Consider the following 24,902-nt stretch of genomic DNA (forward strand, 5'->3'; position numbering starts at 1 on the left):
CTATTATACTAGCTTTTTTTCTTGGGTTTGCGTTTGGAGAGCAACTCCTGGGCCTGTTCCAGGGTCATACTTTCCGGGTCTGTATCCTTGGGGAGGTTTACCCGGGTCCGGCCTTTGATCAGTACCAGGTTGCCCCAGCGACCCTTTTCGATCCGCACCTCGGCCTCGGGCCACTGCCGGACCTGTTTCTCCCGGTCCTTCTGCAGCTTGTCTTCAATCAATTCGGCGATATCCGAATCGGAAAGGTGGTCGAAGTCGTATTTCTTACCCACGTTAATAAACATGTCGTCCCATTTGATAAAAGGCCCGAACCTCCCTTTTCCCTTGGTCACGGGTTTGCCCTGGTACTCCGCAATGGGGGCGTCTGCCTTTTCCTTGGCCCGGATGAGCTCAGCAGCGCGCTCAAGGTCCACATCGAAAACACCCTCGTCCTTATCCAGGGAAACAAATTTCTTCCCGTAGCGCACATAGGGTCCGTAGCGGCCCACATTGGCTTCTACTTCCATCCCCTCGTAGGTGCCCAGTTTCCGGGGCAGCTTGAACAGGTCCATGGCCTCCTCGTAAGTAATGGTCCCTATGGACTGTTCCGGGAGCAGACTGGCAAAAAGCGGCTTCTCCTCCTCCTCGGCCGTCCCGATCTGCACCATAGGGCCAAAGCGGCCCAGCCGTACCGAAACCTGCCGGCCGGTCTTGGGGTCTGTCCCCAGGATGCGTTCGCCCTTGGCCCGGTCTGCATTTTCCTCCACGTCCTCCACGGTTGGGTGGAAGTCTTTATAAAAGGTACGGAGTACCTGCTGCCAGTCTTCGTCACCCGCAGCGATATCGTCGAAATCCTTTTCCACCTTGGCGGTGAAATTGTAGTCCAGGATATTGGCAAAATGGCTTACCAAAAAGTCGTTCACAATCATGCCGATGTCCGTGGGAACCAGTTTGCCCTTGTCCGAGCCCACCAGTTCCGTGAGGTCTTTGCCCTGAATCTGGCCGGCTTCCAGCACCAGCTGGCGGTAGGCCCGCTCCTGCCCTTCCACACTTCCCTTTTCCACATACCCACGGTTCTGGATGGTAGAGATGGTGGGGGCATAGGTAGAGGGCCGGCCAATGCCTAGTTCCTCGAGTTTCTTGACCAGAGAGGCTTCCGTATACCGGTAAGGCGGCCGCGTAAAGCGTTGGGTGGCGGTGATATAGTTACACTCCAGGCGGTCTCCCTTGCTCATGGCCGGCAACATGCCGTCCTGCTCTTCCAGATCCTCCTCATCCTTGCCTTCGAGGTAGACCTTTAAAAACCCGTCGAATGTGATGACCTCCCCGCTGGCATTGAAAAGGGCATCCTCCCGGTTGTTTCGTATCCGGACATTGGTGCGCTCCAGGCGGGCATCGGCCATCTGGGAGGCCAGGGTCCGCATCCGGATGAGTTCGTATAGGCGGGATTGGTCCCGATCCAGGTTGGGGTTCTGCAGGCGCATGTCCGTGGGGCGGATGGCTTCGTGCGCCTCCTGGGCCCCCTTTGTTTTGGAGCTGAACTGGCGCACCTTGCTATAGTCTTCCCCATAGGCCTCCACAATGGCATCTTTGGCGGCTTGTATGGCTTCCCCCGAAAGGTTCACACTATCGGTACGCATATAGGTTATAAGCCCGGCCTCGTATAAGCGCTGGGCCACCTGCATGGTGCGTGCCACAGAAAAATAGAGTTTCCGGGATGCCTCCTGTTGGAGGGTAGAGGTGGTAAAGGGCGGAGCGGGAGATTTTTTGGCAGGCTTGCTCTCGAGGCTGTCCACACTGAAGGCGGCATCGGACACGGATTGCAGAAAGGCTATGGCGGCCGATTCATCTGCAAAGGTCTCGTTCATCCGGGCGCGGAAAACACTCCCGCCTTCGGTGCGGAATTCCGCCACTACCCGGAAACTGCTCTCCGGGTTGAAGGCTTCGATTTCCCGTTCGCGCTCCACAATAAGCCGGACCGCTACGGACTGTACCCGGCCGGCGGAAAGGCCTGGCTTGATTTTTTTCCAGAGTACCGGCGAGAGTTCATACCCCACCAGGCGGTCCAGGATCCGGCGCGCCTGCTGGGCATTGACCAGGTCGTAGTTAATGGTGCGCGGGTTTTCGATGGCCTTCTGGATGGCCGACTTGGTAATGGAGTTAAAAACAATCCGGCGGGTCTTGTCCCGGTCGAGTTTCAGGGTCTCGGCCAGGTGCCAGGAAATGGCTTCCCCTTCCCGGTCCTCATCGCTCGCCAGCCAGATGGTTTCGGCTTTGGAGGCGAGCTCCTTGAGTTTCTTGACCAGGGCTTTCTTTTCCTTGTCTACGACGTATTTAGGAGTGAAGTCCTTTTCTACGTCAACCCCGAGTTCCCGGGAGGGCAGGTCTGCAATGTGGCCGAAACTCGAGGTCACCTTGAAATCCTTTCCCAGGAATTTCTCAATGGTTTTAGCCTTTGCGGGCGACTCTACGATGACCAGGTTCTTTGCCATTCAATGCGCGTTTTGGTTCACAAAAGTATGGCAATTTTTTTATAGGTACCCCCAGGGCCCTTCCGGATTGTCCCGGAAAAAGGCCGCAACGAGACATCCGCCCGCCTCCCTTAAGGCGGGAAGATTCAGTCTTTCAGCGAAAGGGTGCTGACCCATTCCAGCCCCGCCTCACTATAGGAATACTGTAAAAGTTCCCCGTCCCCCACCATCAGCAGGCGCTCCTGCAGCGGGATAACATCGTAGGCGTCAACTTCCTGGAACTGCCCCAGCAGTTGCAGGTCCATGATGTCGGTTTTATCGTAGACCTTCAGGCCGGAAGACCCGTCGCAGACAAAAAGCTGGGTTCCCTTCAGGCCCAGGCCGTAGGGTTCATCCAGGGGGTATTGCACCGCGAGTTCCGGGCGGGTGATATCCGATATGTCCACGATGAACAGGCCGCTTTCCAGGGCGCCACACCCGTTACCTCCCCGGAGGGTCACATAGGCATATTGCCCGTCTACCACCACCGGGTCGCAGGCTGTGCCATGCTGGAATTCCGATACAAAGGTGGGGGTGGCAGGGGCGGTGATATCGTAGATGTACATCCCGCGCATGCTGCCCAGAAATAAATGGTCGCCGTAGTTAAAAATGGTTTCAATATCGAAACCGGCAAAGACGTCCTCCAGGGCCACCGGGGCTTCCAGGTCCGAGATGTCAAAGACGTTGATGGTATGGCTGTCTACGGCATAGAGGTAGTCTGCCACAATCTTGAACCGGGCCAGGGACCCGCCTTGCCCGGTATCGGCACTGGCGGCATCGGCAAACATCAGGACCTCCTCGTTCATCCGCTGACGCACCTCCTCTACCCTGCGCCGTTCCGAGGTCACCTCCCACCCAACCTGGATTTCAGTTTGGGGGTCCCAGTCTCCATATTCGATAAGGTCTGCCTCCAGGGGCCAGGCAAAATAGGATTGCAGGACACCCTCCAGGCGGGCAACGGGCCGGATATTCCCCATATCCGAAATATCCAGAACCACCAGGTCGGAGAGGCTGTCGGCAAAGAGGTAATCCCCCTTCACCGAGATATCCACGTTGCCGGGGATGCGTATAAAACCGGTTTTTCTGGGGGATGCAGGATTGCTGTTGTCAATAACATGCACGCCTTTGTAGGGTTCGTTCACAAAAACATAATCCGCATAGGCATAGATCTTCCCGGACTGCGCAATGGGCTGGGGGGCTACAATATCGAGGCTGTTGCTGAAGTCCTCGAGGGTCATGGTCAGGGGTCGGGCTACCAGGTAGTCCGCAAACTCGGGGTTGTCATCCTTTTCACAGGAGGACAGGCCGGCGGCAAGGGCAACTGCCAGCAGGATTCGAAGCGATTTCATAACCGTTTGTTTTTGGGGCTGTATCCCAAAGATACAACGCAGGCAGCCCCGTTGCGTTTTTGCAAAAATTTAATTTCTGCCAAATTGTCACTTCTATGCCGAAGTCGTATCTTTGCCTCCCTGCCGGAAAAAGGGAAACATGGAAAAGATCATAGACGAAGCCATACAGGGCAGCGCCCTGGAAACACACGGGCGGCAGACCAATGCCCGGAAACTGTACATAGAGAGCTACGGCTGCCAGATGAATTTTTCGGACAGCGAAATCGTGGCGTCCATCCTGGCCGGGGAGGGGTTTAACACCACCCCCAAAATGGAAGAGGCAGACCTCATCCTGGTCAATACCTGCTCCATCCGTGACAAGGCGGAGCAAACCGTCCGCAAGCGCCTGGAGCAGTTCAACACCCTGAAAAGGGAGAGACCCTCTATTAAGGTAGGGGTCCTGGGCTGCATGGCCGAACGCCTGAAAGCCCAACTCCTGGAAGAGGAAAAGATCGTCGATATGGTGGTAGGGCCCGATGCCTACAAGGACCTGCCCAATTTGGTGAGGGAAGTAGACGGGGGCGCGCAGGCGGTTAACGTTATCCTCTCCAAGGAGGAGACCTACGGGGACGTTTCCCCGGTGCGGCTGGCCTCCAACGGCGTAACGGCCTTTGTCTCCATTACCCGCGGGTGCGACAATATGTGCACCTTCTGCGTGGTCCCGTTTACCCGGGGCCGGGAACGCAGTCGCGACCCCCAGTCCATCCTGGAGGAAGTGGGCACGCTCTGGGAGCAGGGCTTCCGGGAAGTGACCCTTCTGGGCCAGAACGTAGACAGCTACCTCTGGTATGGGGGAGGGCTCAAAAAGGATTTTGAAAAGGCGAGTGCCATCCAGAAAGCCAGCGCGGTGACCTTTGCCGGGTTGCTGGACCAGGTGGCCACGGCCTACCCGGGGATGCGGATCCGCTTTTCCACCTCCAACCCCCAGGACATGACCCTGGAGGTAATCGAGACCATGGCCCGCCACCGGAATATCTGCAAGTACATCCACCTGCCGGTTCAGAGCGGGAGCGACCGCATCCTGCAGGCCATGAACCGCCTGCACACCCGGAAGGAGTATATGGAACTGATAGACAACATCCGCCGGATTATCCCGGAATGCGGGATCAGCCAGGACATGATTGCCGGCTTCCCCACCGAGACGGAGGAGGACCACCAGCAAACCCTGTCCCTGATGGAGTACGTCAAATACGACTTCGGCTTTATGTTTGCCTATTCGGAGCGGCCCGGAACCCTGGCGGCCCGGAAGATGGAGGACGATGTGCCGGAGGCCGATAAAAAACGCCGGCTCCGTGAAATCATCGAGCTCCAGCAGCAGCACAGCCTCTGGCGCAACCAGCAACACCTGGGCCAGGTGGAGGAAGTCCTCATAGAAGGGCCTTCCAAACGGTCCGACGCCCACTGGATGGGGCGCAATACCCAGAATACAGTGGTGGTCTTCCCCAAGGAAAACTACCGCAAAGGGGAATTGGTCAATGTCCGGATCGAAGACTGTACCTCGGCTACCCTGCTGGGGACAGCCGTCGGGTATTCAAATTCGTGAACAACACCATGGAAAACATACAGGTCATTAAACAACGGTTTGAGATTATCGGGAACGATACCAAGCTCAACCGCGCCCTGGAGAAAGCCATACAGGTGGCACCGACGGATATTTCCGTCTTGGTTACGGGGGAGAGCGGCGTTGGGAAGGAAGCCATCCCAAAGATCATCCACTCCCTTTCCCACCGCAAGCACGCCAAGTACATAGCAGTAAACTGCGGGGCCATCCCTGAGGGGACCATAGACAGTGAACTTTTCGGGCATGAAAAGGGGGCCTTTACCGGGGCTACCCAAACGCGCAGCGGGTATTTCGAAGTGGCAGACGGGGGCACCATCTTCCTGGACGAGGTGGGGGAGCTGCCCCTGACCACCCAGGTCCGCCTGCTGCGGGTGTTGGAAAACGGGGAGTTCCTCAAAGTGGGTTCCTCACGCGTCCAGAAGACCAATGTCCGTATTGTAGCAGCTACCAATATCAATATGATAGAGGCCATCCAGAAGGGTAAGTTCCGGGAGGACCTCTACTACCGCCTCAGCACCGTGGAAATACACATCCCGGCCCTGCGCGAACGCCAGGGAGACATCCACCTGCTCTTCCGCAAATTCGCCTCGGATTTCGGGCAGAAGTATAAAATGCCTACCATCCGCCTGGAGGACGATGCCGTGCAATTGTTGGAACACCACCGCTGGCCGGGCAATATCCGGCAGCTGCGCAACATAGCCGAGCAACTCTCCGTCCTGGAACAGGACCGGTCTGTTTCGGCAGCCACCCTGAGGTCTTATCTCCCGGATGCCGGGAGCAACCTGCCTGCCGTGGTGGCCACCCGCCGCTCAGAAGGCGATTTCAGCAATGAGCGGGAAATCCTCTACAAGGTCCTCTTCGACATGAAGTCGGACCTGAACGACCTGAAGAAACTGACCCTGGAGTTGCTCAAGCACGACGATGCCGAAAAAGTACAGGAGGAGCACGGCTCCCTGATCCGTAAAATCTACGGGGAGGCCGAGGATGCCGTGGAGGAGAGCAGCGCGGTAGCCGTCCTGCCGGCAGCACCGGACCCGGAGATAGAGGCCCCCGTGCCCCAGGCTCCGGCCGAGGACCGGTACCACTTTGCCGAAGAGATAGAAGAGGAAGAAACCCTATCTTTACAGGAAAAGGAAATCGAACTGATTGCCAAAGCCCTGGAGCGCAACAAAGGGCGTCGGAAGGCTGCGGCCTCCGAACTGGGGATTTCCGAACGCACCCTGTACCGCAAGATCAAACAATACGACCTGTAAGATGGCTGCCAGACCCTTTTTGTTCCTTGCTTTCATGGCCATGGCCCTGGTAGGGTGCGGCGCCTACAACTTTACCGGAGGGGATGTGGGTACAGCCCAAACCTTCCAGGTGAACTACTTCCAGAACAACGCCACCCAAAGCCCGGGTTCGGTATTCCACCCGGGGCTGGACCGCGATTTCACCCTGTCCCTGCAGGACCTCATCCTGAACCAGACCAACCTGGACCTGGTGGGCTCCAGCGGCGATCTGGTTTACGAGGGCGAGATCGTGGAATACCGGGTACAGCCTATGTCTGCAACCGCGGAACAGCGGGCAGCACAGAACCGGCTTACCATGAGTGTAAACGTGCGGTTCTTTAACCGGACCAAGGAGGACTCGGACTGGGAACAGCGGTTCTCCTTTTTCTTCGATTACCCTGCTGCCTCCCAGCTCTCGTCTGTACAGGACGAAGCCCACAGGGAAATTTTCGAACGGATCAACCAGGAAATATTCAACAAATCGCTGGCAGACTGGTAAGATGAAGGTCTCGGATTTCACAAACCTGCTCAGGGCGCCCGAAACGCTCCGTACCCCGGCCCAGGCCAGGGCCCTGGAAGAGGTGGTGGAGGCCTACCCCTGGTTCCAGGCCGCCCGCGCCCTGCACCTCAAGGCCCTGCACAACGAGGAGAGTTATAAATACAATCAGGCCCTGAAGGAGACCGCGGCCTGTACGGCAGACCGGGAAATCCTGTTCGATTTTATCACTTCGGAAGCCTTCCTGCAGAACCCTATTGCCGACAGCATTTCCGGCCGGGTATCCCTGGAAGACCAGGAAATCATTGCAGAACCCGTGGAGCCGAACATGGCGCGGGATACCGGGATGATCGAAAAACAGGAGGACAGCCCCCTGCCACGCAACCTGGAGGAGGCCGACCAGATCCTGGACCCCAAACTGTTCCGCTCAGTAGACCCCGAGGTAGACAAAGCCCTGGAAGCCTCCCGGGAAAGCCTTCAAATGGGCAAGCCCCTGCGATTTACCAAGGACGAACGCCACTCCTTTTCCGAATGGCTGCAACTGGCCAGTTTCAAGAAGCCCGCCCCGCCCCCTGCGGAGGCACCGGTGCAGACGGAACCGGAAGCCGATCCCAGAAAGGAAAAATTCGAATTGATTGACCGGTTCATAGCCGAGAACCCCAAAATTGTCCCCAACCCGGAACAGGCCGAAAAAGTGGATATCGGAGCCTCGGTGCAACTCAATAAAAACGAGCTTATGACCGAGACCCTGGCGCGGGTTTACCTGGAACAGGGGAAGTATAAAAAAGCCATTCAGGCCTACCGCATTCTCAGTTTGAAATATCCGGAAAAAAGTGGTTTCTTTGCAGACCAAATTAAAGCCGTCGGGAAACTTCGCGACGCTAAACCGAAGAAAGACAAATGAGCACATTTACAATCTTTGTGATCCTGATCATCGCAGTCTGCTTGCTGCTGATGCTGGTAGTGATGGTGCAGAACCCCAAAGGCGGAGGGTTGTCCTCTTCTTTTGGAGGCGGCGGCAACCAGGTTGTAGGAGGGGTGAAGAAGACCGGGGATTTCCTGGACAAGAGCACCTGGACCCTGGCCACCATCCTCATCGTCCTGATCCTGGTCTCAAACGTGACCCTGAAAAGTAATTTTCAGGCTTCCGAATCCAAACTATTGCAGGAAGACGGTATCGAAGCTGTCCCGGAAGGCGACCTCAACGCCATCCCGGAAGAGGCCCCGGCCGGAACGCCGGCTACGCCGATTGACACCCTGCAGTAACATCAAGACATTTCGCGTGACCAAAATGCCAGCTTTTATGACAAGCTGGCATTTTCATTTTACAATCTGTCAGTTTTTATCGGCTGGCACAATTTTGGCCCAGGCAATGGGCGTAATCTTTAAATTAAAAAATCGATCAATATGGCTAAAGTGAACATTAAACCATTGGCGGATCGGGTCCTGGTAGAACCCATGGCAGCCGAAACCAAGACAGCCTCTGGCATTATTATCCCGGACACGGCCAAGGAAAAACCGCAGAAAGGGAAAGTGGTTGCGGTTGGCCCCGGTACCAAAGATGAGAAAATGACCGTATCTGTTGGAGACACCGTGTTGTACGGGAAGTACTCCGGTACCGAGCTGAAGTTCGATGGCACGGATTACCTGATGATGCGGGAAAGCGATATTCTGGCGATCATCTGATAGAACACCAACCTGGCCCGCACCCGGGCCGAAACCCAAAAAAACGAAACAAGTATTATGGCAAAAGATATAACCTTTGAAATTGAAGCACGGGATGGCCTGAAGCGCGGCGTGGATGCCCTGGCCAATGCCGTAAAAGTAACCCTCGGCCCCAAAGGCCGCAATGTGATTATCAGCAAATCCTTCGGGGCGCCGGTAGTCACCAAGGACGGGGTAACAGTAGCCAAGGAAATCGAATTGGAAAACGCCCTGGAAAACATGGGTGCCCAGATGGTAAAAGAAGTAGCATCCAAAACCAACGACCTGGCTGGGGATGGCACCACTACCGCTACCGTCCTGGCACAGGCCATCGTTAAGGAAGGCCTCAAGAACGTAGCCGCAGGCGCCAACCCCATGGACCTGAAACGCGGGATTGACAAGGCCGTGGAGGCCATTGTTGCCGACCTGTCCAAACAGGCCAAGAAAGTGGGGGACTCATCCGAGAAAATCAAACAGGTAGCTTCCATCTCCGCCAACAACGACGAAACCATCGGGGAACTCATTGCAGAGGCCTTCGATAAAGTAGGCAAGGAAGGCGTAATTACCGTAGAGGAAGCCAAGGGAACCGACACGTACGTAGACGTGGTGGAGGGCATGCAGTTCGACCGCGGATACCTCTCCCCTTACTTCGTTACCGATTCCGAAAAAATGATTGCCGAGCTGGATAACCCTTATGTGCTGCTCTTCGACAAGAAGATCTCCACCATGAAGGACCTGCTGCCGGTACTCGAGCCCGTGGCCCAGTCCGGGAAGCCCCTGCTGATCATTGCAGAGGATGTGGACGGCGAGGCCCTGGCTACCCTGGTAGTGAACAAACTGCGCGGCAGCCTGAAGATTGCCGCGGTTAAAGCTCCCGGCTTCGGGGACCGCCGCAAGGCCATGCTCGAGGATATCGCCATCCTTACCGGAGGTACCGTTATCTCTGAAGAGCGCGGCTTTACCCTGGAGAATACCACTGTGGACATGCTGGGTACCTGCGAGAAGGTCAGCATCGACAAAGACAATACGACCATTGTGAACGGTTCCGGAGCTGCCGATACCATCAAGAGCCGCGTGAACCAGATCAAATCCCAGATTGAAACCACCACTTCCGATTACGACCGGGAGAAGCTCCAGGAGCGTCTGGCCAAACTGGCCGGTGGGGTTGCCGTACTGTACGTAGGCGCCGCTTCGGAAGTGGAGATGAAGGAGAAGAAAGACCGCGTTGACGATGCCCTGCACGCCACCCGTGCCGCGGTGGAAGAAGGCATTGTTGCCGGAGGCGGGGTTGCGCTGGTACGCGCCCAGGGAGTCCTCTCCAAAGTAGCCGTGGAGAATTCCGATGAGGAAACCGGGCTTCAGATTGTTTCCCGTGCCATTGAGGCACCCCTGCGCACCATCGTGGAAAACGCCGGCGGGGAAGGCTCCGTTGTCGTAGCCAAGGTACACGAAGGCAAAGGCGACTTCGGTTACGACGCCAAGAGCGAGAAGTTCGTGGAAATGATGAAGGCGGGTATCATCGACCCGAAAAAGGTAACGCGTATTGCCCTGGAAAATGCCGCTTCTGTAGCCGGTATGATCCTCACCACGGAGTGCGCCCTTACCGAAATCAAGGAAGATGCCCCGGCAGGGCCCCCTATGGGCGGAGGCGGTATGCCCGGCATGATGTAAACCACAGCCTTGCAAAACCAGAAAATCCGGCAGTTTCCCTGCCGGATTTTTTTATAGGTTTGGGACGTGTTTTGTACCTTGGCCCAATTAAAACTGACTCCCATGCAGGACCACCTCACCCGTGCATTAGCCATCCTTTCCGAAGCGGGTACAACACCTTCCCGGAAGCTGGAGGCCGTTTGTGAATACCTCCGCACCACCATTGCCCATTACGACTGGGTGGGCTTTTATTTCCGCAATGGCCAGCGGGAGGAACTCAAACTGGGACCCTATGCAGGCGACCCTACGGACCACACCCTGATCCCCTTCGGGAAGGGCATTTGCGGGCAGGTAGCCCTCAGCAACCAGAACTTTGTGGTGCCGGACGTTTCGGCCCAGGACAATTACATCGCCTGCAGCCTGCATGTGAAATCCGAGATTGTGGTCCCCGTTTTTCTGGATGGGAAGAACATCGGGCAGATCGACATCGACTCCCATACCCCGGACCCGTTTTCCGAGGAAGATGAACGGTTGCTGGAAGGGATCTGCGCCGGGGTCTCCCGCTTGCTGGAGGCCGAAGGGATTTCCGACCCATCCGCCCAACTCGGGTAGGACTGGCAACCGGCCAGGCTTTTAAAAACTTTCCCTCTATTGTTGATAACCCGGCGGGGTTCATCGGGCGAAATGCGCTACTTTTGCTTGCCTAAACCTTTTATCACAAGCCTTTAGCATGAGTACTTCCAGGAAGGCGGCATCCGCCCTTATTTCGGTATTTCACAAAGACGGACTGGAGCCTGTGGTCCGCAAACTTCACGAGCTCGGGGTAACCCTCTATTCCACCGGGGGTACCGAAGCCTTTATACGGGGGCTGGGCCTCCCGGTAACGGCGGTCGAGGACCTTACCGGATACCCCTCCATCCTGGGCGGGCGGGTTAAAACCCTCCACCCGAAAGTATTCGGCGGCATCCTGGGGCGACGGGAACTGCAGGAAGACCTGGAGCAGCTGGGGCAGTATGAAATCCCGCAGCTCGATATTGTGGTGGTGGACCTCTACCCATTCGAGAAAACGGTTGCCGAGGGCGCCTCACAACAAGCCATCATTGAGAAGATCGACATCGGCGGGATTTCCCTGATCCGCGCTGCCGCCAAAAACTACAAGGACGTGCTTTGCGTGGCCTCCATGGAAGACTACAAACCCCTGCTGGATCTGCTGGGGGAAAAAGGCGGGAGCACCGATATGGAAGACCGACAGGCCTTTGCCACCCGGGCCTTCCAGGTATCCTCCCACTACGATGCCGCCATTTTCAACTATTTCAACCGCAGCGGCGCCAGTAGCGCTTTGAAAATCAGCGAGCCCGTTGGGCGGGTGCTCCGGTACGGAGAAAACCCGCACCAGGAAGGAGTATTCTACGGGGATTTTGACGCCCTCTTCGAACAATTGCACGGCAAAGAACTCTCCTACAACAACCTGCTGGACATAGACGCAGCCGTGAACCTGATGGAGGAATTCCGGGGGGAAGATCCCACCTTTGCCATCCTGAAGCACAACAACGCCTGTGGTCTGGCCACGCGTCCCACCCTGGCCCAGGCCTACGCAGACGCCCTGGCCGGAGACCCGGTTTCCGCCTTCGGGGGCATCCTGATCTGCAACCGGGAAATGGATGCTGCCACGGCAGCCCAGGTTCACGAACTTTTCTGCGAGGTGGTCATCGCCCCGTCCTATACCGCTGAGGCCCTGGAAACCCTCAAGGGGAAGAAGAACCGTATTCTGCTGATCCAGAAGCCTACCCCCCTGCCCGAAACCCAGGTGCGCACCTGCCTGAACGGCATCCTATTCCAGGACAAAGACCTGAAAACCGATGCAGCGGAAGACCTGAAATGCGCCACCAAAAAAGCCCCCACGGACCAGGAGGTCAGGGACCTGCTTTTTGCTTCCAAGATCTGCAAACACACCAAGTCCAATACCATTGTCCTGGCCAAGAACCAACAGCTCTGCGCCAGCGGCACCGGGCAAACCTCCCGGGTGGACGCCCTGAACCAGGCCATCCATAAGGCCGGCTCCTTTGGTTTTGACCTCAATGGGGCTGTTATGGCCAGCGACGCCTTCTTCCCGTTCCCGGACTGTGTGGAGATTGCCGGCAATGCCGGAATCCGCAGTGTAATCCAGCCCGGAGGGTCCATAAAAGACCAGCTGAGCATCGATTATTGCGATGAAAACGGAATTGCCATGGTAATGACGGGAACCCGTCATTTTAAGCATTAATTTTACTACTTTTACCGGTAAAATTTACCCGTTCGTCGGGAAGCAACCTTTAGCCCATGGGTTTTTTTGATTTCTTGACCGAGGAAATTGCCATCGACCTCGGAACGGCCAATACCCTTATTATCCACGACGATAAAGTAGTGGTGGACAGCCCCTCTATTGTAGCGCGCGACCGTATTTCCGGAAAAATCATCGCCGTAGGCCGCGAGGCCAATATGATGCAGGGGAAAACCCATGAAAACATCAAGACCATCCGACCGCTGAAGGACGGGGTTATTGCAGATTTCGACGCTTCCGAGAAGATGATCAACATGTTCATTAAGGGCATCCCGGCCCTGAAAAAGAAGTGGTTCCCGCCGGCCTTGCGCATGGTTATCTGCATCCCTTCGGGCATTACCGAAGTAGAGATGCGGGCGGTAAAGGAGTCGGCCGAACGCGTCAATGGCAAGGAGGTATACCTCATCCACGAGCCCATGGCGGCTGCCATCGGGATCGGCCTGGACATAATGCAGCCCAAGGGTAACATGATTGTGGATATCGGAGGGGGTACCACCGAAATCGCGGTTATCGCCCTGGGCGGGATTGTTTGCGACAAATCCGTAAAGATTGCGGGGGATGTGTTTACTAATGATATCATCTACTACATGCGCACCCAACACAACCTCTATGTTGGGGAAAGTACCGCAGAGAATATCAAAATCCAGATAGGTTCGGCTACCGAAGACCTGCAGTCTCCCCCGGACGAAATGTCCGTGCAGGGGCGCGACCTGCTCACCGGGAAGCCCAAGCAGGTTTCTATCTCCTACCGGGAAATTGCCAAAGCCCTGGATAAATCCATCCTCCGGGTAGAGGATGCCGTAATGGAGACCCTTTCCCAAACCCCGCCGGAGCTGGCAGCGGACATCTACAATACCGGGATTTACCTGGCAGGGGGCGGATCCATGCTCCGGGGCCTGGACCGGAGGTTGTCCCAGAAGACAGACCTTCCGGTTTACATCGCGGAAGACCCCCTCAGGGCTGTTGTGCGCGGAACGGGAATCGCCCTGAAAAACCTGGAGCGCTACAAAAGCATTCTGATCAAATAGGCGGGGCGGCGCTGCCGCCTGACGCCCAGCCCCAAAGCGCTGTATGCAAAGGATCATCAATTTCATATTACGGAATAAGACCTCCTTGCTCTACCTCTTTTTGCTGCTTATCGGGCTCGTCCTTACCATTCAGAACAATACCTACCACCGGACGCGGTACTTCAACTCCGCCAACTGGCTCAGCGGCTCGGTCTATTCGGCCTCGGCCTCGGTTACGGATTATTTCGGGCTCTACTCCGAAAACCAGAAACTCGCCGAGGAAAACCGCCGGCTCCGCCAGCTGCTGATCAACACCCCGGCGGTCGATAGCACGGCCCTGGATACGGCCGGGCTCACCTACGAGGTGTTTGCCGCCCAGGTCATTAAAAACAGCTATTCCCAGGCGAATAACTATATCACCATCAACAAGGGGGCTCGGGACAGCATCCAACAGGACATGGGGGTCATTACCCCCCTGGGCATCCTTGGGATCGTGGAGCGGTCCAGCGCGAACTTTGCCTCGGTGCAAAGCATCCTCAACACCCGCTCCAACATCAACGCGAAAATTGCCGGGACGGATTATTTCGGCTCCCTGACCTGGAACCGCAAGGACTTCCGCTTTGCCCAGCTGGAGGACATCCCCAGGCTGGTTCCCTTAAGGGCCGGGGATACCATTGTGACGGGGGCCATGTCCAGTATTTTCCCGGAAGGCATTCCCATTGGCACCATCCATTCCTTCGACCTGAACGAAAGCAACAGCTTCTACCATATCGAGGTACGGCTGTTCAACGATATGACCAACCTGAGGCAGGTATACGTAATCCGCAACCGATTCCGCCCGGAACTCCTGCAACTCGAATCCGAAATCTCCGATGAACAATAGCATCCTGGTCGGAATCCTTCGTTTTGCAGGCCTCGTGCTCCTACAGGTCCTGATTTTCAGCCGGATGAATTTCCTGGGGCAGATCAACCCCATGGTCTATATCCTATTCCTTTACTGGTACCCGGTACGTGAGAACCGGACTGCGCTCCTGGGCATTGCCTTTTTACTTGGCTTTGCCGTTGACCTCTTTACCGATTCCCTGGCCATGCATACTGTAGCCAGCCTCACGGCAGCCTATTTCCGGCCTGCCATCATGCGGTTTGTCTTTGGGGTAAACCTGGAATTCCAGAATTTCCGCCTCTCCGCCTCCACCCGGGTACAAAAAGTCACTTTTCTTGCGTTATTGATAGGGATACACCACCTGGTTTTCTATACCCTGGAAATTTTTAGTTTGACGAATTTGCTCTTAATTTTGAAACGGGTGGTACTCAATGGCCTGGGGACCTTTGTTTTTGCCCTGTTGCTTTCCTCCCTGTTTGCCCGGCAACGGGAATAAGCCAGGCCCGGCCCCAAAGACCGAAATGCCCGCGGAAAAGCTATGAAGAAACTGGTGCTTTCCTCCATCATTATCCTGATAGGGATTTCCTTTATCGGAAGGCTTTCCTATTTGCAGCTATTCCGGTTTTCACCCGACCAGATCCTGGACGACCCTGCCATTAAACGCGTTTACGACTACCCGGAGCGGGGGTACATCTACGACCGCAACGGTGAGCTGCTGGTGGCCAACCAGCCCGCCTACGACGTGATGGTCATCCCCAGGGAGGTGGAACCCCTGGATACCACGGAGTTCTGCCAACTCCTGAATATTACCCGGGAGCGCTTCGTTGCCCAGTTGCAGAAAGCCCGCACTTACTCCCCACGCCTGCCCTCGGTCCTGGTTCCCCAGCTCTCCAAAGAGGACTATGCACGGTTACAGGAGAAAATGCGGAAATACCAGGGGTTTTATATCGAGAAACGCTCCCTGAGGGACTACAACACCCCGGCTGCCGCCAACGTGCTGGGCTATATCAGCGAAGTGAGCGAATGGGACCTGAAAAGCAATCCCTATTATGAACTGGGCGAACTTACAGGCAGAACCGGCATTGAAAAGCAATACGAGGAAATCCTGCGCGGTCGCAAAGGGGTCAAACTCATCCAGAAAGACCGGTTTAACCGCGACATTGGCCCTTACAAGGGCGGAAGCCTGGACACCCTGCCAGAGCCCGGCACCGAAATCCATATTACCCTGGACAAGGAGTTACAGGAATACGGGGAGCGACTGATGAACGGAAAACGCGGGGGCATTGTAGCCATTGAGCCCTCCTCCGGGGAAATCCTGGCCATGATCTCCGGGCCAACCTATAATCCCGAACTCCTGGTTGGGCGGGAACGTTCGGCCAATTACAGCACCCTCCACTACGACTCCATTTCCAAGCCCACCTGGGACCGTTCCATCCTGGCCGAACCCAGCCCGGGCTCGCCTTTTAAGACTCTCCAGGCCCTGGCCGCCCTGCAGGAAGGGGTTATTACCCCGGAGACCACTTTCCGCTGCTACAACGGGTTTTATGTGGGGAACAAGAAGCGCGGGTGTCATTGCGGGGGCGGTCTGCGAACAATGAACAGCGGGATCTTTCGCTCCTGCAACGCCTATTTTGCCGGTACCTTCCGCAAATTTTTCGAGAAATTCGAAACCACCGATGCCGGCATGGACGTCTGGGAAAAGCATATGCGCAGCTTCGGCCTGGGCGATTACCTGGGGTACGACCTGCCCACCGGGCGGCCTGGCCGGATCCCCGGCAAGGAATATTATGACCGAGTGTATGGGGACGGCCGCTGGTCCTCCACTTACATCATTTCCAATTCCATCGGGCAGGGCGAGGTGGCGGCAACACCCATTCAGCTGGCCAATATGACAGCAGCCATTGCGAACCGCGGGTACTACTACACCCCCCACCTGATCCGGCAGATCGGGGATAACCTGGTAGACGACCCTACTTACACCGAACGCAAATATACCACCATTGCCCCCCAGCATTTCGAACCGGTTATCCGGGGCATGGCAGATGTGTATGAAAAAGGGACGGCCAAATGGATCCAGATCCCGGGCATCGACATTGCAGGGAAAACGGGAACCGTGGAGAACTTTACCCGTATAGACGGGGTGCGCACCCAGCTCACAGACCACTCCCTTTTCGTGGCCTTTGCCCCGGTGGACAACCCCAAAATTGCCCTGGCGGTATATATCGAACACGGGTATTACGGGGCCCGTTATGCCGGGCATATCGCCTCCCTGCTCATCGAAAAGTACCTGAAAGGGGAGATCACCCGGAAGGACCTTGAGAAGCGGATGCTGGAGAAAACCCTGGAGCACGAATACGCCAAACCCTACAGCGGGGAGGAATTCAAGATCAACGAGTATGTCTGGTAGCGTGCTCAGAAGGGTAGACTGGCTCTCGGTCCTGATCTACCTCCTCTTGGTCCTTATGGGCCTCTTAAGCATCTACTCCAGCACCTACGACCCGTCCTCTCCTTCTATCCTGGACCCCGGGCAGCGCTATGGGAAGCAACTGGTCTTTATCCTGATCAGCGTAGGGGTCATTGTCCTGATCATGGCCCTGGAAGCCCAGTTTTACGAACGGTTTTCCAGTTTGTTCTACGTGGTTACTCTGGCCCTGCTCCTGGGGCTGTTCCTTTTCGGGAAGACCATTGCCGGGGCCACCTCCTGGTACGACCTGGGGTTTTTCAACTTCCAGCCCTCCGAACTGGCCAAAACGACCACTGCCCTGGCACTGGCCAAATACCTGAGCGATATCCAGACCGACATCAAGAAGGTGCGCCACCAGGCCTACGCCCTGCTGATCGTGATCATCCCGGCACTGCTGATTATCCCCCAGCCGGACCCGGGGAGTGCCCTGGTATTCTTTGCCCTGGTCTTTGTGCTGTTCCGGGAAGGCCTGCCCTTGTGGTACCTCATAGTAGGGCTCATGGCGGTCCTGGTTTTTATCGCGACCCTGGTCTTCGGGACCATCTGGGTAGGCATTGGCCTGGCCCTTATCCTGGGCCTTATCTATATTCTGAAGAAGCCCTCCTTCAAAATCCCGCTCCTGCCCGTTCTGTTGGTCTACGGCGCTGCGGTGGTCTTTTCCCTTTCCGTGAATTTTGTGTTCGAAAACGTCTTCGAACAGCGCCACCGCGACCGCTTCAGCCTCTGGCTCCGCCTGGAAAAAGACCCGGAGAAGCTGGAGGAGATCCGCAAGACCATCGGGTACAACACCTACCAGTCCGAAAAGGCCATCGAATCCGGCGGACTCAAGGGAAAGGGGTTCCTGGAAGGCACCCGCACCAAGGGGGACTTCGTCCCTGAACAGGATACGGATTACATCTTTACCACCATCGGGGAGGAATGGGGGTTTTTGGGGACTGCCTCGGTAGTGCTGCTCTTTACGGTACTGCTGCTGCGCCTGGTCCACCTGGCGGAACGCCAGAAAAACCCTTTCAGCCGGATGTACGGCTACGGGGTCATTTCCATCCTGCTGGTCCACTACTTTATCAATATCGGGATGGTTATCGGGCTGTTGCCCACCATTGGAATCCCCCTGCCCTTTTTCAGTTACGGGGGCTCCGGCCTGCTGGGCTTTACCACCCTGCTGTTTATCTTCCTGAGGCTGGATGCCAACCGGCTTAACGAGTGGAATTAAAGCCCCCAGTCCGAGGGTCGTACCCGGGATTCCAGGCGGTCTTCCTCTTGCTGTTCCAAAGCTTGGAAGAAATCGAGCCCGGAAAGGGATTCAATACGGTCTACAGGCACCGCATAGGTGTGCAGGGAAGCCTGGTGGGGCCTGTTTTCCATTAGAAACCCGATAGCCTTCCGGTTAGTCCCTTCCCCTCGGACTACCACCTTAAAGAAGTATTCCGGCACACTTACGCCTTCGTCTCCAATTGTGGGCAACCCATTGCGCAATACGCCTCCGGTGATTACATACAGCCTGCCATAGCGTTTGCACCACCGGCGCACCTGCTGCTCCAGGTCGTTCCAGGGCCCGGCATTAAACTCCCGGTCCTGCGGGCTTATATTGCTGGTATAAAAGGTCTGGTTATAGGCCAACTCCGAAAAACGCCGGTCGCCGGCCGGGCAGAGGTGGCCCCGGTCGTACCCGGAGCCGCGATAATTGCGCCAGTCGGCCGAATGGGTGGGTACCTTCGGGTCTTCCACAAAAAAAGGGCGCTCCCGGTCCTCGTAAGTCAGGTGGGACGGGTCCAGCACATAAGCTACCCAGGCTGCCTGCTCGTGCGGCTCGCTGTACTGCAGGACATAAAAGTCGTGACGCACCAGGTCACCCTCAGGGCCCTTGGGGTAAAAGGCCTCCGGAAAATCTGCGGTTTCGGGTGCGGTCCCGGACCCATAGGGGTCCTCCCGGTAGTAATTCTCAAACCACCAGAAAAGGATAATACACGCACCCATCAGCAGGGTGTAGGTCCATTGTTTCTTGCGCATAGGCCAGGATGGGGCTTGCCCAAATTTACACTAAATTCGCAGGGGACAAGCACCGGAACACCCCTGTAAGGGACCCTGCCCGGTGCCGACTATTTCCTACCTAAACCCACAGCATGTTACACTGGAAAGACATTATCCACTTTACCGTTCAAGGCAACCCCGAGCCAGACCGGCGCGTTGAGAAAACGGAAGCCGAGTGGCGGGATCAGCTCACCCCTGAGCAATTCCGCATCACCCGGAAGCATGGGACAGAGGCGCCCCACTCCGGGGCCCTGTGCAGCGCACACGAACCGGGGCTCTACCGCTGCATCTGTTGTGATACCCCCTTGTTCGATTCCACTATCAAGTTCGAATCCGGGACCGGGTGGCCGAGCTTTACCCAGCCGGTAAAGGAAAACGCCGTCCGGTACATCCGGGATACCTCCTTCGGGATGGTACGGGTAGAAACCCGCTGCAATACCTGCGATGCCCACCTGGGCCATATTTTCCCGGACGGGCCGCCCCCCAGCGGGCTTCGCTATTGCATTAACTCCGAGGCCTTGCGCCTGGACCAATCCGAAACCGATGCGTAGCGGGGTTGCAACGGCCACCTTCGGGGGTGGCTGCTTCTGGTGTACGGAAGCGGTTTTCCAGCAAGTTAAAGGGGTGGAGCATGTGGAATCCGGATACAGCGGGGGGAATGTACCGGGCTACCCTACCTACCGCGAGATTTGTTCCGGACGCACCGGGCATGCCGAAGTCGTGCGGATCACCTATAACCCGGAGGAGGTTTCCTATGCCACCCTGGTCCGCATCTTTATGGGAACCCACGACCCCACAACGCTGAACCGGCAGGGGGCAGACAGGGGTACGCAATACCGGTCTGTTATCTTTTACCACGACCCCGGGCAGGAAACCACCGCCCGGGAGGTGGTGGCAGCTATGCAATCCTATTACCAGGACCCTATCGTGACCGAAATAAGCCCCCTGATTAACTATTACCCGGCCGAGCCCGAACACCAGGACTACTACCGCCGCAATACCGCACAAGGGTACTGCCAGGTGGTGATCAGCCCCAAGCTCCGAAAGTTGCGGGAGACCTTCTCGGAGTACCTGGAAAGCCCTGCAGGCCAGTCATAAAAAAAGCCCCGAATTTCTTCGGGGCTTTTTGCTCTGGGCCAGGGCTTAATCCTGTAAACGGCTGGCCAGCTTGTCTTTCTTGAAGTTGTTCAGCTTGATGTCTTCCAGCACATTGATGGCCTCTTCCACATAGACATCCCCGGCGAGTTCCTTGTGCCAGCGGTCGCGCTTTTCGCGCAGGACCGAATCCTTGGTAAACAGTTCCTGTTCGTAACCCAGGGAACTGAAAGTCATTCTGGAATCGTACTTCATCTGGGAGCGGAAATACTGGGAACGCTCCTTGTTCTGGGCCTCCCGTTGCTTGTAGAGGTCGTAGTTCAGGGGCACGCGGGTATCGTCCTGCTGCTCCTTGAGCCATTGGGCATTCTCCTCGATCAGGGCAATCTGCGGATGGGTTTCCATCCGGGCCTTAGACCGGGCAATGGTGGTTTCGAAATCGATGTATCCATCCCAGACCTGGTATTCGGCCGGGCTGATTTTATCCCATTTCAGGGGGTTGGACTGGTCGCGTTCGCCCAGGTCGATATAGCTGTAGCGGTCCGGGACCACCACATCGCTCTTCACCCCTTCCAGCTGGGTAGACCCGCCGTTGATGCGGTAGAATTTCTGGGTGGTGAGCTTAATGGCCCCAAGGTCCCCGTATTCGTTGCTCCGCATGATGTTTTCCAGGGGGATCACGTTTTGGACGGTACCTTTTCCAAAGGTTTGTTTGCTGCCAATCACAATGGCGCGCTTGTAATCCTGCATGGCCGCAGCCAGGATTTCGGAGGCCGAGGCAGAGAGTTCATTCACCAGGATCACCAGCGGGCCATCCCATTGGATCCGCTCGTCCCGGTCTTCGTAGATTTCCTTGTCGCGGGCAGAGGAACGCACCTGCACCACAGGGCCGTCCTTGATAAAGAGACCTGCCATATCCACCACGGTCTTCAGGGAACCACCCCCGTTGTCGCGGAGGTCCAGGATAAGGCCCTCCATCCCCTCGGATTTGAGGCGCTCGATTTCCCGGGCCACATCGGTGGCGGCGTTGCGCTCGCTGTAGTCGTCGAAATCCACATAGAATTTCGGGAGGTGGATCAGGCCGTACTTGCGTTCGTTTTTAATGACGGTGGCAGACTTGGCGAAGGACTCTTCGAGTTCCACCACATCGCGCACCAGGCTTACCTCGTCTATAGTGCCATCTACCTTACGGACAGTCAGGTCCACTTTGGTCCCCTTTGGGCCTTTGATCAGCTTGATGGCGTCGTCCAGGCGCATGCCCACAATATTCACGGGCGGTTCCCCGTCCTGGCCCACTTTGAGGATTTCATCGCCCACTTCCAGGCGTTTATCCCTCCAAACCGGGCCCCCGCTGATGATCTCAACGATTTTGGCCCCTTCGGGTTGCTTTTGCAGGCGGGCGCCAATCCCTTCGAATTTCCCGGACATGCTAACGTCAAAACGCTCCTTGTCCTCCGGGGCGAAGTAGTAGGTATGGGGGTCAAACTCGTCTACGATGGTATTGAGGTATTGCACAAACCAGTCCTTGCGCTCCAGGTCGTCCACGAAGTCGAAAAATTCATCCAGGGTTTTTTTGGTGGCTTCCCGGGCGGCCAACTCGGCCTCGGCAGGGCTCAGGGCCTCCTTCTCGTCCGCGCTTTCCGCAGCGCTGAGGTTGAGTTTGGAGTGGTAGGTGCCAATGCTGGCATACTTGAGTTGTTTGCGCCAACGCTCCTTGAGGTCGTTGCGGTCCTGGGCGTAGGGTTGCTTTTCGTAATCGATCTCGATGCTTTCCTCCACAGAAAAATCGAAGGGCTCCTCCAGCACCTCCCCATAGAGGTCCCGGGCCTGCTGCATCCGCTCCATCAGGCGGTCGTACACCAGGTTAAAAAACCCGATCTCCGTATTTCGGATCTGGTCGTCTATGGAAAACTTATACTGTTCGAATTCGGCCAGGTCCGAGGCCAGGAAATAGCGCTTGGTCGGATCGATCACATCGAGGAAATCCTCATAGACACTGGCGGAAAAATCGTCGTTGATATCCTTGGGCTCATAGTGGCCGCGCTCCAGGACATAGGTAATGAGGTCCAGCAGGAGCTTGTCCTTGTCGTCGGACTCGAAAGAGCGGTTGGTAAAGCTACAGGATGCTATTGCAATGAGGGGGACGAAAAATACGAGTAGTAAATTCCTTTTCATGTACATTTTTTTTGAAAGGACCCCATGGTATAAGGCCCCGGTAATCCTTCTACATTCGTTACTTAAACTCCCAAGATACAGAAAAAACCATGCCAGCATGGGAGGGCCGCGCATAATTTTTTGTTAATGCCGGGGCCGGGAGTCCTATTACTGAAAAACGTATTTTTACCCCGGAAAGTATACCCGACGGGAAAAGCCCGTGCATTTCATGCCGGGAATCGGCCAAAAAGAGCCCAAAACCCTGACTTCAGGGCCCTTTCAGGCCTTTAAGGCGCCTGGGGCAGGCCACTTGGTCGGGGAACCAAATCGCTGTGTTCTATGAATCGCAATAAGGAAATTGCCATCGGCTTCGTTGTAGGCGTCATCGCAAATGCCATAGGGGTGCTGCTCTATATCCTGCTCTTTTCGGATATGGGCATAGTGGAAACCTATCAGGCAGCCGTGCAGGAAGACCACGTGGGCAGCCTGCTGGCCCTGGGTGCCATCCTGAACCTTGTGGCCTTTTTCGGTTTCCTTAAACTGAGGAGGGACTACCGGGCGCGGGGGGTGCTGATGGCAACCGTCCTGACAGCCCTAATCATCCTCTATTACAAGGTCGTCTAAAGGTGAAGTACTACATCATTGCGGGAGAGGCTTCCGGGGACCTGCACGGGTCCAACCTGATCCGTGGCATCCTGGCGGAAGACCCAGAAGCGGACATCCGCTGCTGGGGGGGCGACCGCATGGAACAGGCCGGGGGGACCCTTGTCAAGCACTTTAAGGAGATGTCCTTTATGGGCTTTGTGGAAGTCCTGACCCACCTGCCCGCCATTTTCCGCAATATGGCGTTTTGTAAGGCCGATATAGAGGCCTTTGGCCCGGATGCCCTGATTTTTATCGACTTCTCCGGGTTTAACCTGCGCATTGCCAAATGGGCACACGCCCGGGGTATCCGCACCCATTACTATATCTCCCCCCAGGTCTGGGCCTCCCGGGAAGGACGGGTGGCCAGCATAAAGCGGGATATAGACCATATCTATGTAATCCTCCCTTTTGAAAAGGCCTTTTACGAGGAGAAACACCACATGCCCGTGCACTTTGTGGGCCACCCGCTTATCGATGCCATGCAGGGCCTGCCCGAACCTGACCCGGAGGCATTCCGCAAGCGCCACGGACTTGCCCCGGATAAAAAGATCATCGCCCTTCTGCCCGGGAGCCGCCGCCAGGAGATCAGCAAGGTCCTCCCGATGATGGTAGCGGCAACCCGGGAGTTCCCCGACTACCAGTTTGCCGTGGCGGGTGCCCCTAACCTGGGGGAGGAGCCCTATGGCGCTTTCCTTGAGGGTACCGGGATCCCATTGCTCATGGACCAGACCTACCCGCTGCTCCAACACGCAGAGGCCGCCCTGGTGACCAGCGGGACGGCAACCCTGGAGACAGCCCTGCTGCAGGTGCCGCAGGTGGTGTGCTATAAAGGCAACTGGATTTCCTACCAGATTGCCCGCCGCCTGATCCGGTTGGAGTATATCTCCCTGGTGAACCTCATTATGGACCGGGAGGTCGTCCGCGAACTCATACAGGACGCCCTTACCCCCAAGGCCCTGAAGGAGGCCCTGTCCGAAATCCTCAGCCCCAATGGGCGGGAAAAACAGCTGGGGGACTATCGGGAGCTGAGGCAAAAACTGGGTGGGGCCGGGGCCAGCAGAAAAGCGGCCAAACTGATCGTGGATTTCACCCGGGCCGAATAGGTTTGAACCTGTTGGCCGGAGCAACTTCCGGCTGGTTTCCGGGATTTCTATAATTTAGTGGAACGGTTAAGCGTTACATCCCTATGAGGCGAATCTTGGGTATTACGGTCATGGCATTGCTTTTGGGCAGTTGCGGGGCGGTCAAAAAACGGACCACCTATGCAGAACCCAGGACCGTTGAAGTGCCCCCGTCCGGCCCCGTTTCTGAATCGGAACAGGCAACGCGCCAAAGCGGGCCCAGTGCCCCGGAGGTCTTTACCAAAGCAGCCGCTGTGGTGGAAACAGCCCTCTCCTATGCTGGGGTGCGGTACCGGTATGGCGGGACCACCCGTAAGGGTATGGACTGTTCCGGTCTGCTGTTCGTCTCCTTCCAGGAGCACGAGGTACCCCTGCCCAGGGTCTCCAGCCAAATGGCAGATACGGGCGAAAAGGTGCGTCTGGGCAACATCCGCAAAGGGGACCTGCTCTTTTTCAACACAAAAAAGAGGGGCCGCAAGATCAACCATGTGGGGCTTGTGGTCGAGGTCCGCGGCGACGATATCCGTTTTATCCATTCCACCACTTCCCGGGGCGTCATTGTCTCATCCCTGCGCGAAGGTTACTGGAATTATGCCTTTGTAAAGGCAACCCGCGTCTTCTGA

At 56.4% G+C, this 24,902-nt stretch carries 23 protein-coding genes; 19 read left to right on the top strand and 4 right to left on the bottom strand.

Annotated elements, in window-relative coordinates:
• Nucleotides 1-8: 8 nt before the first annotated feature.
• Together topA and CA832_RS00420 are read right to left on the bottom strand one after the other, a co-directional pair.
• Nucleotides 9-2,471 carry a type I DNA topoisomerase gene (topA, locus tag CA832_RS00415; RefSeq protein ID WP_088339589.1) on the bottom strand — a complete coding sequence of 821 codons (2,463 nt, stop codon included), beginning with the start codon at nucleotides 2,469-2,471 and terminating at the stop codon, nucleotides 9-11.
• Nucleotides 2,472-2,596: 125 nt separating this feature from the next.
• Entirely contained in the window at nucleotides 2,597-3,838 is a 1,242-nt protein-coding gene (locus CA832_RS00420) for an LVIVD repeat-containing protein (RefSeq protein ID WP_088339590.1), read from the bottom strand.
• A 139-nt stretch (nucleotides 3,839-3,977) separates the two neighbouring features.
• On the opposite strand from CA832_RS00420, the gene miaB reads away from it, so the two are divergent.
• The 14 genes from miaB to rodA all read left to right on the top strand — a co-directional run bounded on the left by miaB (nucleotide 3,978) and on the right by rodA (nucleotide 18,446).
• Nucleotides 3,978-5,420, top strand: a complete 1,443-nt coding sequence (gene miaB, locus CA832_RS00425) for a tRNA (N6-isopentenyl adenosine(37)-C2)-methylthiotransferase MiaB (protein ID WP_088339591.1) — start codon at nucleotides 3,978-3,980, stop codon at nucleotides 5,418-5,420.
• 8 nt (nucleotides 5,421-5,428) lie between these two features.
• Nucleotides 5,429-6,691, top strand: coding sequence for a sigma-54 interaction domain-containing protein (locus tag CA832_RS00430; protein ID WP_088340706.1), 1,263 nt, complete (start codon nucleotides 5,429-5,431; stop codon nucleotides 6,689-6,691).
• A gap of 1 nt (nucleotide 6,692) precedes the next feature.
• Nucleotides 6,693-7,208, top strand: coding sequence for an LptE family protein (locus CA832_RS00435; protein WP_088339592.1), 516 nt, complete (start codon nucleotides 6,693-6,695; stop codon nucleotides 7,206-7,208).
• A 1-nt stretch (nucleotide 7,209) separates the two neighbouring features.
• Nucleotides 7,210-8,109 carry a hypothetical protein gene (locus tag CA832_RS00440; protein ID WP_088339593.1) on the top strand — a complete coding sequence of 300 codons (900 nt, stop codon included), beginning with the start codon at nucleotides 7,210-7,212 and terminating at the stop codon, nucleotides 8,107-8,109.
• Nucleotides 8,106-8,471: a preprotein translocase subunit SecG gene (gene secG / locus CA832_RS00445; protein ID WP_088339594.1), complete on the top strand. Its 366-nt coding sequence runs from the start codon at nucleotides 8,106-8,108 to the stop codon at nucleotides 8,469-8,471. Before CA832_RS00440 ends, secG begins: the two co-directional genes overlap by 4 nt.
• A 141-nt stretch (nucleotides 8,472-8,612) precedes the next feature.
• Nucleotides 8,613-8,891, top strand: a complete 279-nt coding sequence (locus CA832_RS00450; RefSeq protein ID WP_088339595.1) for a co-chaperone GroES — start codon at nucleotides 8,613-8,615, stop codon at nucleotides 8,889-8,891.
• 57 nt (nucleotides 8,892-8,948) lie between these two features.
• A complete protein-coding gene (groL, locus tag CA832_RS00455) occupies nucleotides 8,949-10,580 on the top strand; it encodes a chaperonin GroEL (RefSeq protein ID WP_088339596.1) in 1,632 nt (543 codons plus the stop codon).
• A 102-nt stretch (nucleotides 10,581-10,682) separates the two neighbouring features.
• Complete coding sequence (locus CA832_RS00460) at nucleotides 10,683-11,171, top strand: GAF domain-containing protein (RefSeq protein WP_088339597.1); 489 nt, start codon at nucleotides 10,683-10,685, stop codon at nucleotides 11,169-11,171.
• Nucleotides 11,172-11,289: 118 nt separating this feature from the next.
• The gene (purH, locus tag CA832_RS00465; RefSeq protein WP_088339598.1) at nucleotides 11,290-12,822 is read left to right on the top strand and encodes a bifunctional phosphoribosylaminoimidazolecarboxamide formyltransferase/IMP cyclohydrolase; all 1,533 of its coding nucleotides are present in this window, start codon (nucleotides 11,290-11,292) and stop codon (nucleotides 12,820-12,822) included.
• Nucleotides 12,823-12,878: 56 nt separating this feature from the next.
• Nucleotides 12,879-13,907 (top strand): rod shape-determining protein, encoded by a 1,029-nt coding sequence (locus CA832_RS00470; protein WP_088339599.1) that lies wholly within the window; start codon nucleotides 12,879-12,881, stop codon nucleotides 13,905-13,907.
• A gap of 43 nt (nucleotides 13,908-13,950) precedes the next feature.
• Nucleotides 13,951-14,769, top strand: coding sequence for a rod shape-determining protein MreC (gene mreC, locus CA832_RS00475; RefSeq protein WP_088339600.1), 819 nt, complete (start codon nucleotides 13,951-13,953; stop codon nucleotides 14,767-14,769).
• On the top strand, nucleotides 14,759-15,265 hold the full coding sequence (locus CA832_RS00480; RefSeq protein WP_088339601.1) for a rod shape-determining protein MreD: 507 nt from the start codon (nucleotides 14,759-14,761) through the stop codon (nucleotides 15,263-15,265). The genes mreC and CA832_RS00480 overlap by 11 nt, the downstream gene beginning before the upstream one ends.
• 42 nt (nucleotides 15,266-15,307) lie before the next feature.
• On the top strand, nucleotides 15,308-17,176 hold the full coding sequence (locus CA832_RS00485) for a peptidoglycan D,D-transpeptidase FtsI family protein (protein ID WP_088339602.1): 1,869 nt from the start codon (nucleotides 15,308-15,310) through the stop codon (nucleotides 17,174-17,176).
• Nucleotides 17,166-18,446 carry a rod shape-determining protein RodA gene (gene rodA, locus CA832_RS00490; protein WP_088339603.1) on the top strand — a complete coding sequence of 427 codons (1,281 nt, stop codon included), beginning with the start codon at nucleotides 17,166-17,168 and terminating at the stop codon, nucleotides 18,444-18,446. Before CA832_RS00485 ends, rodA begins: the two co-directional genes overlap by 11 nt.
• On the opposite strand, the gene CA832_RS00495 is transcribed toward rodA, so the two are convergent.
• Nucleotides 18,443-19,243 (bottom strand): DNA/RNA non-specific endonuclease, encoded by an 801-nt coding sequence (locus CA832_RS00495; protein ID WP_233131673.1) that lies wholly within the window; start codon nucleotides 19,241-19,243, stop codon nucleotides 18,443-18,445. The genes rodA and CA832_RS00495 overlap by 4 nt on opposite strands.
• A 113-nt stretch (nucleotides 19,244-19,356) precedes the next feature.
• Between CA832_RS00495 and msrB the strand changes: the two genes are divergently transcribed.
• Both msrB and msrA read left to right on the top strand, forming a co-directional pair.
• Nucleotides 19,357-19,815, top strand: a complete 459-nt coding sequence (msrB, locus tag CA832_RS00500) for a peptide-methionine (R)-S-oxide reductase MsrB (RefSeq protein WP_088339604.1) — start codon at nucleotides 19,357-19,359, stop codon at nucleotides 19,813-19,815.
• Nucleotides 19,808-20,362 carry a peptide-methionine (S)-S-oxide reductase MsrA gene (gene msrA / locus CA832_RS00505; protein WP_088339605.1) on the top strand — a complete coding sequence of 185 codons (555 nt, stop codon included), beginning with the start codon at nucleotides 19,808-19,810 and terminating at the stop codon, nucleotides 20,360-20,362. The genes msrB and msrA overlap by 8 nt, the downstream gene beginning before the upstream one ends.
• Nucleotides 20,363-20,407: 45 nt before the next feature.
• Here msrA and CA832_RS00510 read toward each other — a convergent pair whose 3' ends face one another.
• On the bottom strand, nucleotides 20,408-22,534 hold the full coding sequence (locus CA832_RS00510; protein WP_088340708.1) for a carboxy terminal-processing peptidase: 2,127 nt from the start codon (nucleotides 22,532-22,534) through the stop codon (nucleotides 20,408-20,410).
• Nucleotides 22,535-22,852: 318 nt separating this feature from the next.
• Here CA832_RS00510 and CA832_RS00515 point away from each other — a divergent pair, with 318 nt between their 5' ends.
• The 3 genes from CA832_RS00515 (at nucleotide 22,853) to CA832_RS00525 (ending at nucleotide 24,902) form a co-directional block, all read left to right on the top strand.
• On the top strand, nucleotides 22,853-23,137 hold the full coding sequence (locus CA832_RS00515; RefSeq protein ID WP_088339606.1) for a hypothetical protein: 285 nt from the start codon (nucleotides 22,853-22,855) through the stop codon (nucleotides 23,135-23,137).
• A 2-nt stretch (nucleotides 23,138-23,139) separates the two neighbouring features.
• Complete coding sequence (gene lpxB, locus CA832_RS00520) at nucleotides 23,140-24,261, top strand: lipid-A-disaccharide synthase (protein ID WP_088339607.1); 1,122 nt, start codon at nucleotides 23,140-23,142, stop codon at nucleotides 24,259-24,261.
• Between the two features lie 83 nt (nucleotides 24,262-24,344).
• On the top strand, nucleotides 24,345-24,902 hold the full coding sequence (locus tag CA832_RS00525; protein WP_088339608.1) for a C40 family peptidase: 558 nt from the start codon (nucleotides 24,345-24,347) through the stop codon (nucleotides 24,900-24,902).

The sequence above is a fragment of the Robiginitalea sediminis genome, assembly GCF_002198115.1.
GTDB classification, from domain to species: Bacteria; Bacteroidota; Bacteroidia; order Flavobacteriales; family Flavobacteriaceae; genus Robiginitalea; species Robiginitalea sediminis.

What these genes read in the sequence shown, in the direction of transcription:
- purH (WP_088339598.1), top strand. Translation starts at nt 11,290, where the DNA reads ATGAGTACTTCCAGGAAGGCGGCATCCGCCCTTATTTCGGTATTTCAC.
- miaB (WP_088339591.1), top strand. Translation starts at nt 3,978, where the DNA reads ATGGAAAAGATCATAGACGAAGCCATACAGGGCAGCGCCCTGGAAACA.
- CA832_RS00420 (WP_088339590.1), bottom strand. Translation starts at nt 3,838, where the DNA reads ATGAAATCGCTTCGAATCCTGCTGGCAGTTGCCCTTGCCGCCGGCCTG.
- topA (WP_088339589.1), bottom strand. Translation starts at nt 2,471, where the DNA reads ATGGCAAAGAACCTGGTCATCGTAGAGTCGCCCGCAAAGGCTAAAACC.
- CA832_RS00440 (WP_088339593.1), top strand. Translation starts at nt 7,210, where the DNA reads ATGAAGGTCTCGGATTTCACAAACCTGCTCAGGGCGCCCGAAACGCTC.
- CA832_RS00480 (WP_088339601.1), top strand. Translation starts at nt 14,759, where the DNA reads ATGAACAATAGCATCCTGGTCGGAATCCTTCGTTTTGCAGGCCTCGTG.
- CA832_RS00435 (WP_088339592.1), top strand. Translation starts at nt 6,693, where the DNA reads ATGGCTGCCAGACCCTTTTTGTTCCTTGCTTTCATGGCCATGGCCCTG.
- CA832_RS00525 (WP_088339608.1), top strand. Translation starts at nt 24,345, where the DNA reads ATGAGGCGAATCTTGGGTATTACGGTCATGGCATTGCTTTTGGGCAGT.
- CA832_RS00510 (WP_088340708.1), bottom strand. Translation starts at nt 22,534, where the DNA reads ATGAAAAGGAATTTACTACTCGTATTTTTCGTCCCCCTCATTGCAATA.
- msrA (WP_088339605.1), top strand. Translation starts at nt 19,808, where the DNA reads ATGCGTAGCGGGGTTGCAACGGCCACCTTCGGGGGTGGCTGCTTCTGG.
- CA832_RS00515 (WP_088339606.1), top strand. Translation starts at nt 22,853, where the DNA reads ATGAATCGCAATAAGGAAATTGCCATCGGCTTCGTTGTAGGCGTCATC.
- CA832_RS00470 (WP_088339599.1), top strand. Translation starts at nt 12,879, where the DNA reads ATGGGTTTTTTTGATTTCTTGACCGAGGAAATTGCCATCGACCTCGGA.
- CA832_RS00485 (WP_088339602.1), top strand. Translation starts at nt 15,308, where the DNA reads ATGAAGAAACTGGTGCTTTCCTCCATCATTATCCTGATAGGGATTTCC.
- secG (WP_088339594.1), top strand. Translation starts at nt 8,106, where the DNA reads ATGAGCACATTTACAATCTTTGTGATCCTGATCATCGCAGTCTGCTTG.
- mreC (WP_088339600.1), top strand. Translation starts at nt 13,951, where the DNA reads ATGCAAAGGATCATCAATTTCATATTACGGAATAAGACCTCCTTGCTC.
- CA832_RS00430 (WP_088340706.1), top strand. Translation starts at nt 5,429, where the DNA reads ATGGAAAACATACAGGTCATTAAACAACGGTTTGAGATTATCGGGAAC.
- CA832_RS00450 (WP_088339595.1), top strand. Translation starts at nt 8,613, where the DNA reads ATGGCTAAAGTGAACATTAAACCATTGGCGGATCGGGTCCTGGTAGAA.
- CA832_RS00495 (WP_233131673.1), bottom strand. Translation starts at nt 19,243, where the DNA reads ATGCGCAAGAAACAATGGACCTACACCCTGCTGATGGGTGCGTGTATT.
- rodA (WP_088339603.1), top strand. Translation starts at nt 17,166, where the DNA reads ATGTCTGGTAGCGTGCTCAGAAGGGTAGACTGGCTCTCGGTCCTGATC.
- CA832_RS00460 (WP_088339597.1), top strand. Translation starts at nt 10,683, where the DNA reads ATGCAGGACCACCTCACCCGTGCATTAGCCATCCTTTCCGAAGCGGGT.
- msrB (WP_088339604.1), top strand. Translation starts at nt 19,357, where the DNA reads ATGTTACACTGGAAAGACATTATCCACTTTACCGTTCAAGGCAACCCC.
- groL (WP_088339596.1), top strand. Translation starts at nt 8,949, where the DNA reads ATGGCAAAAGATATAACCTTTGAAATTGAAGCACGGGATGGCCTGAAG.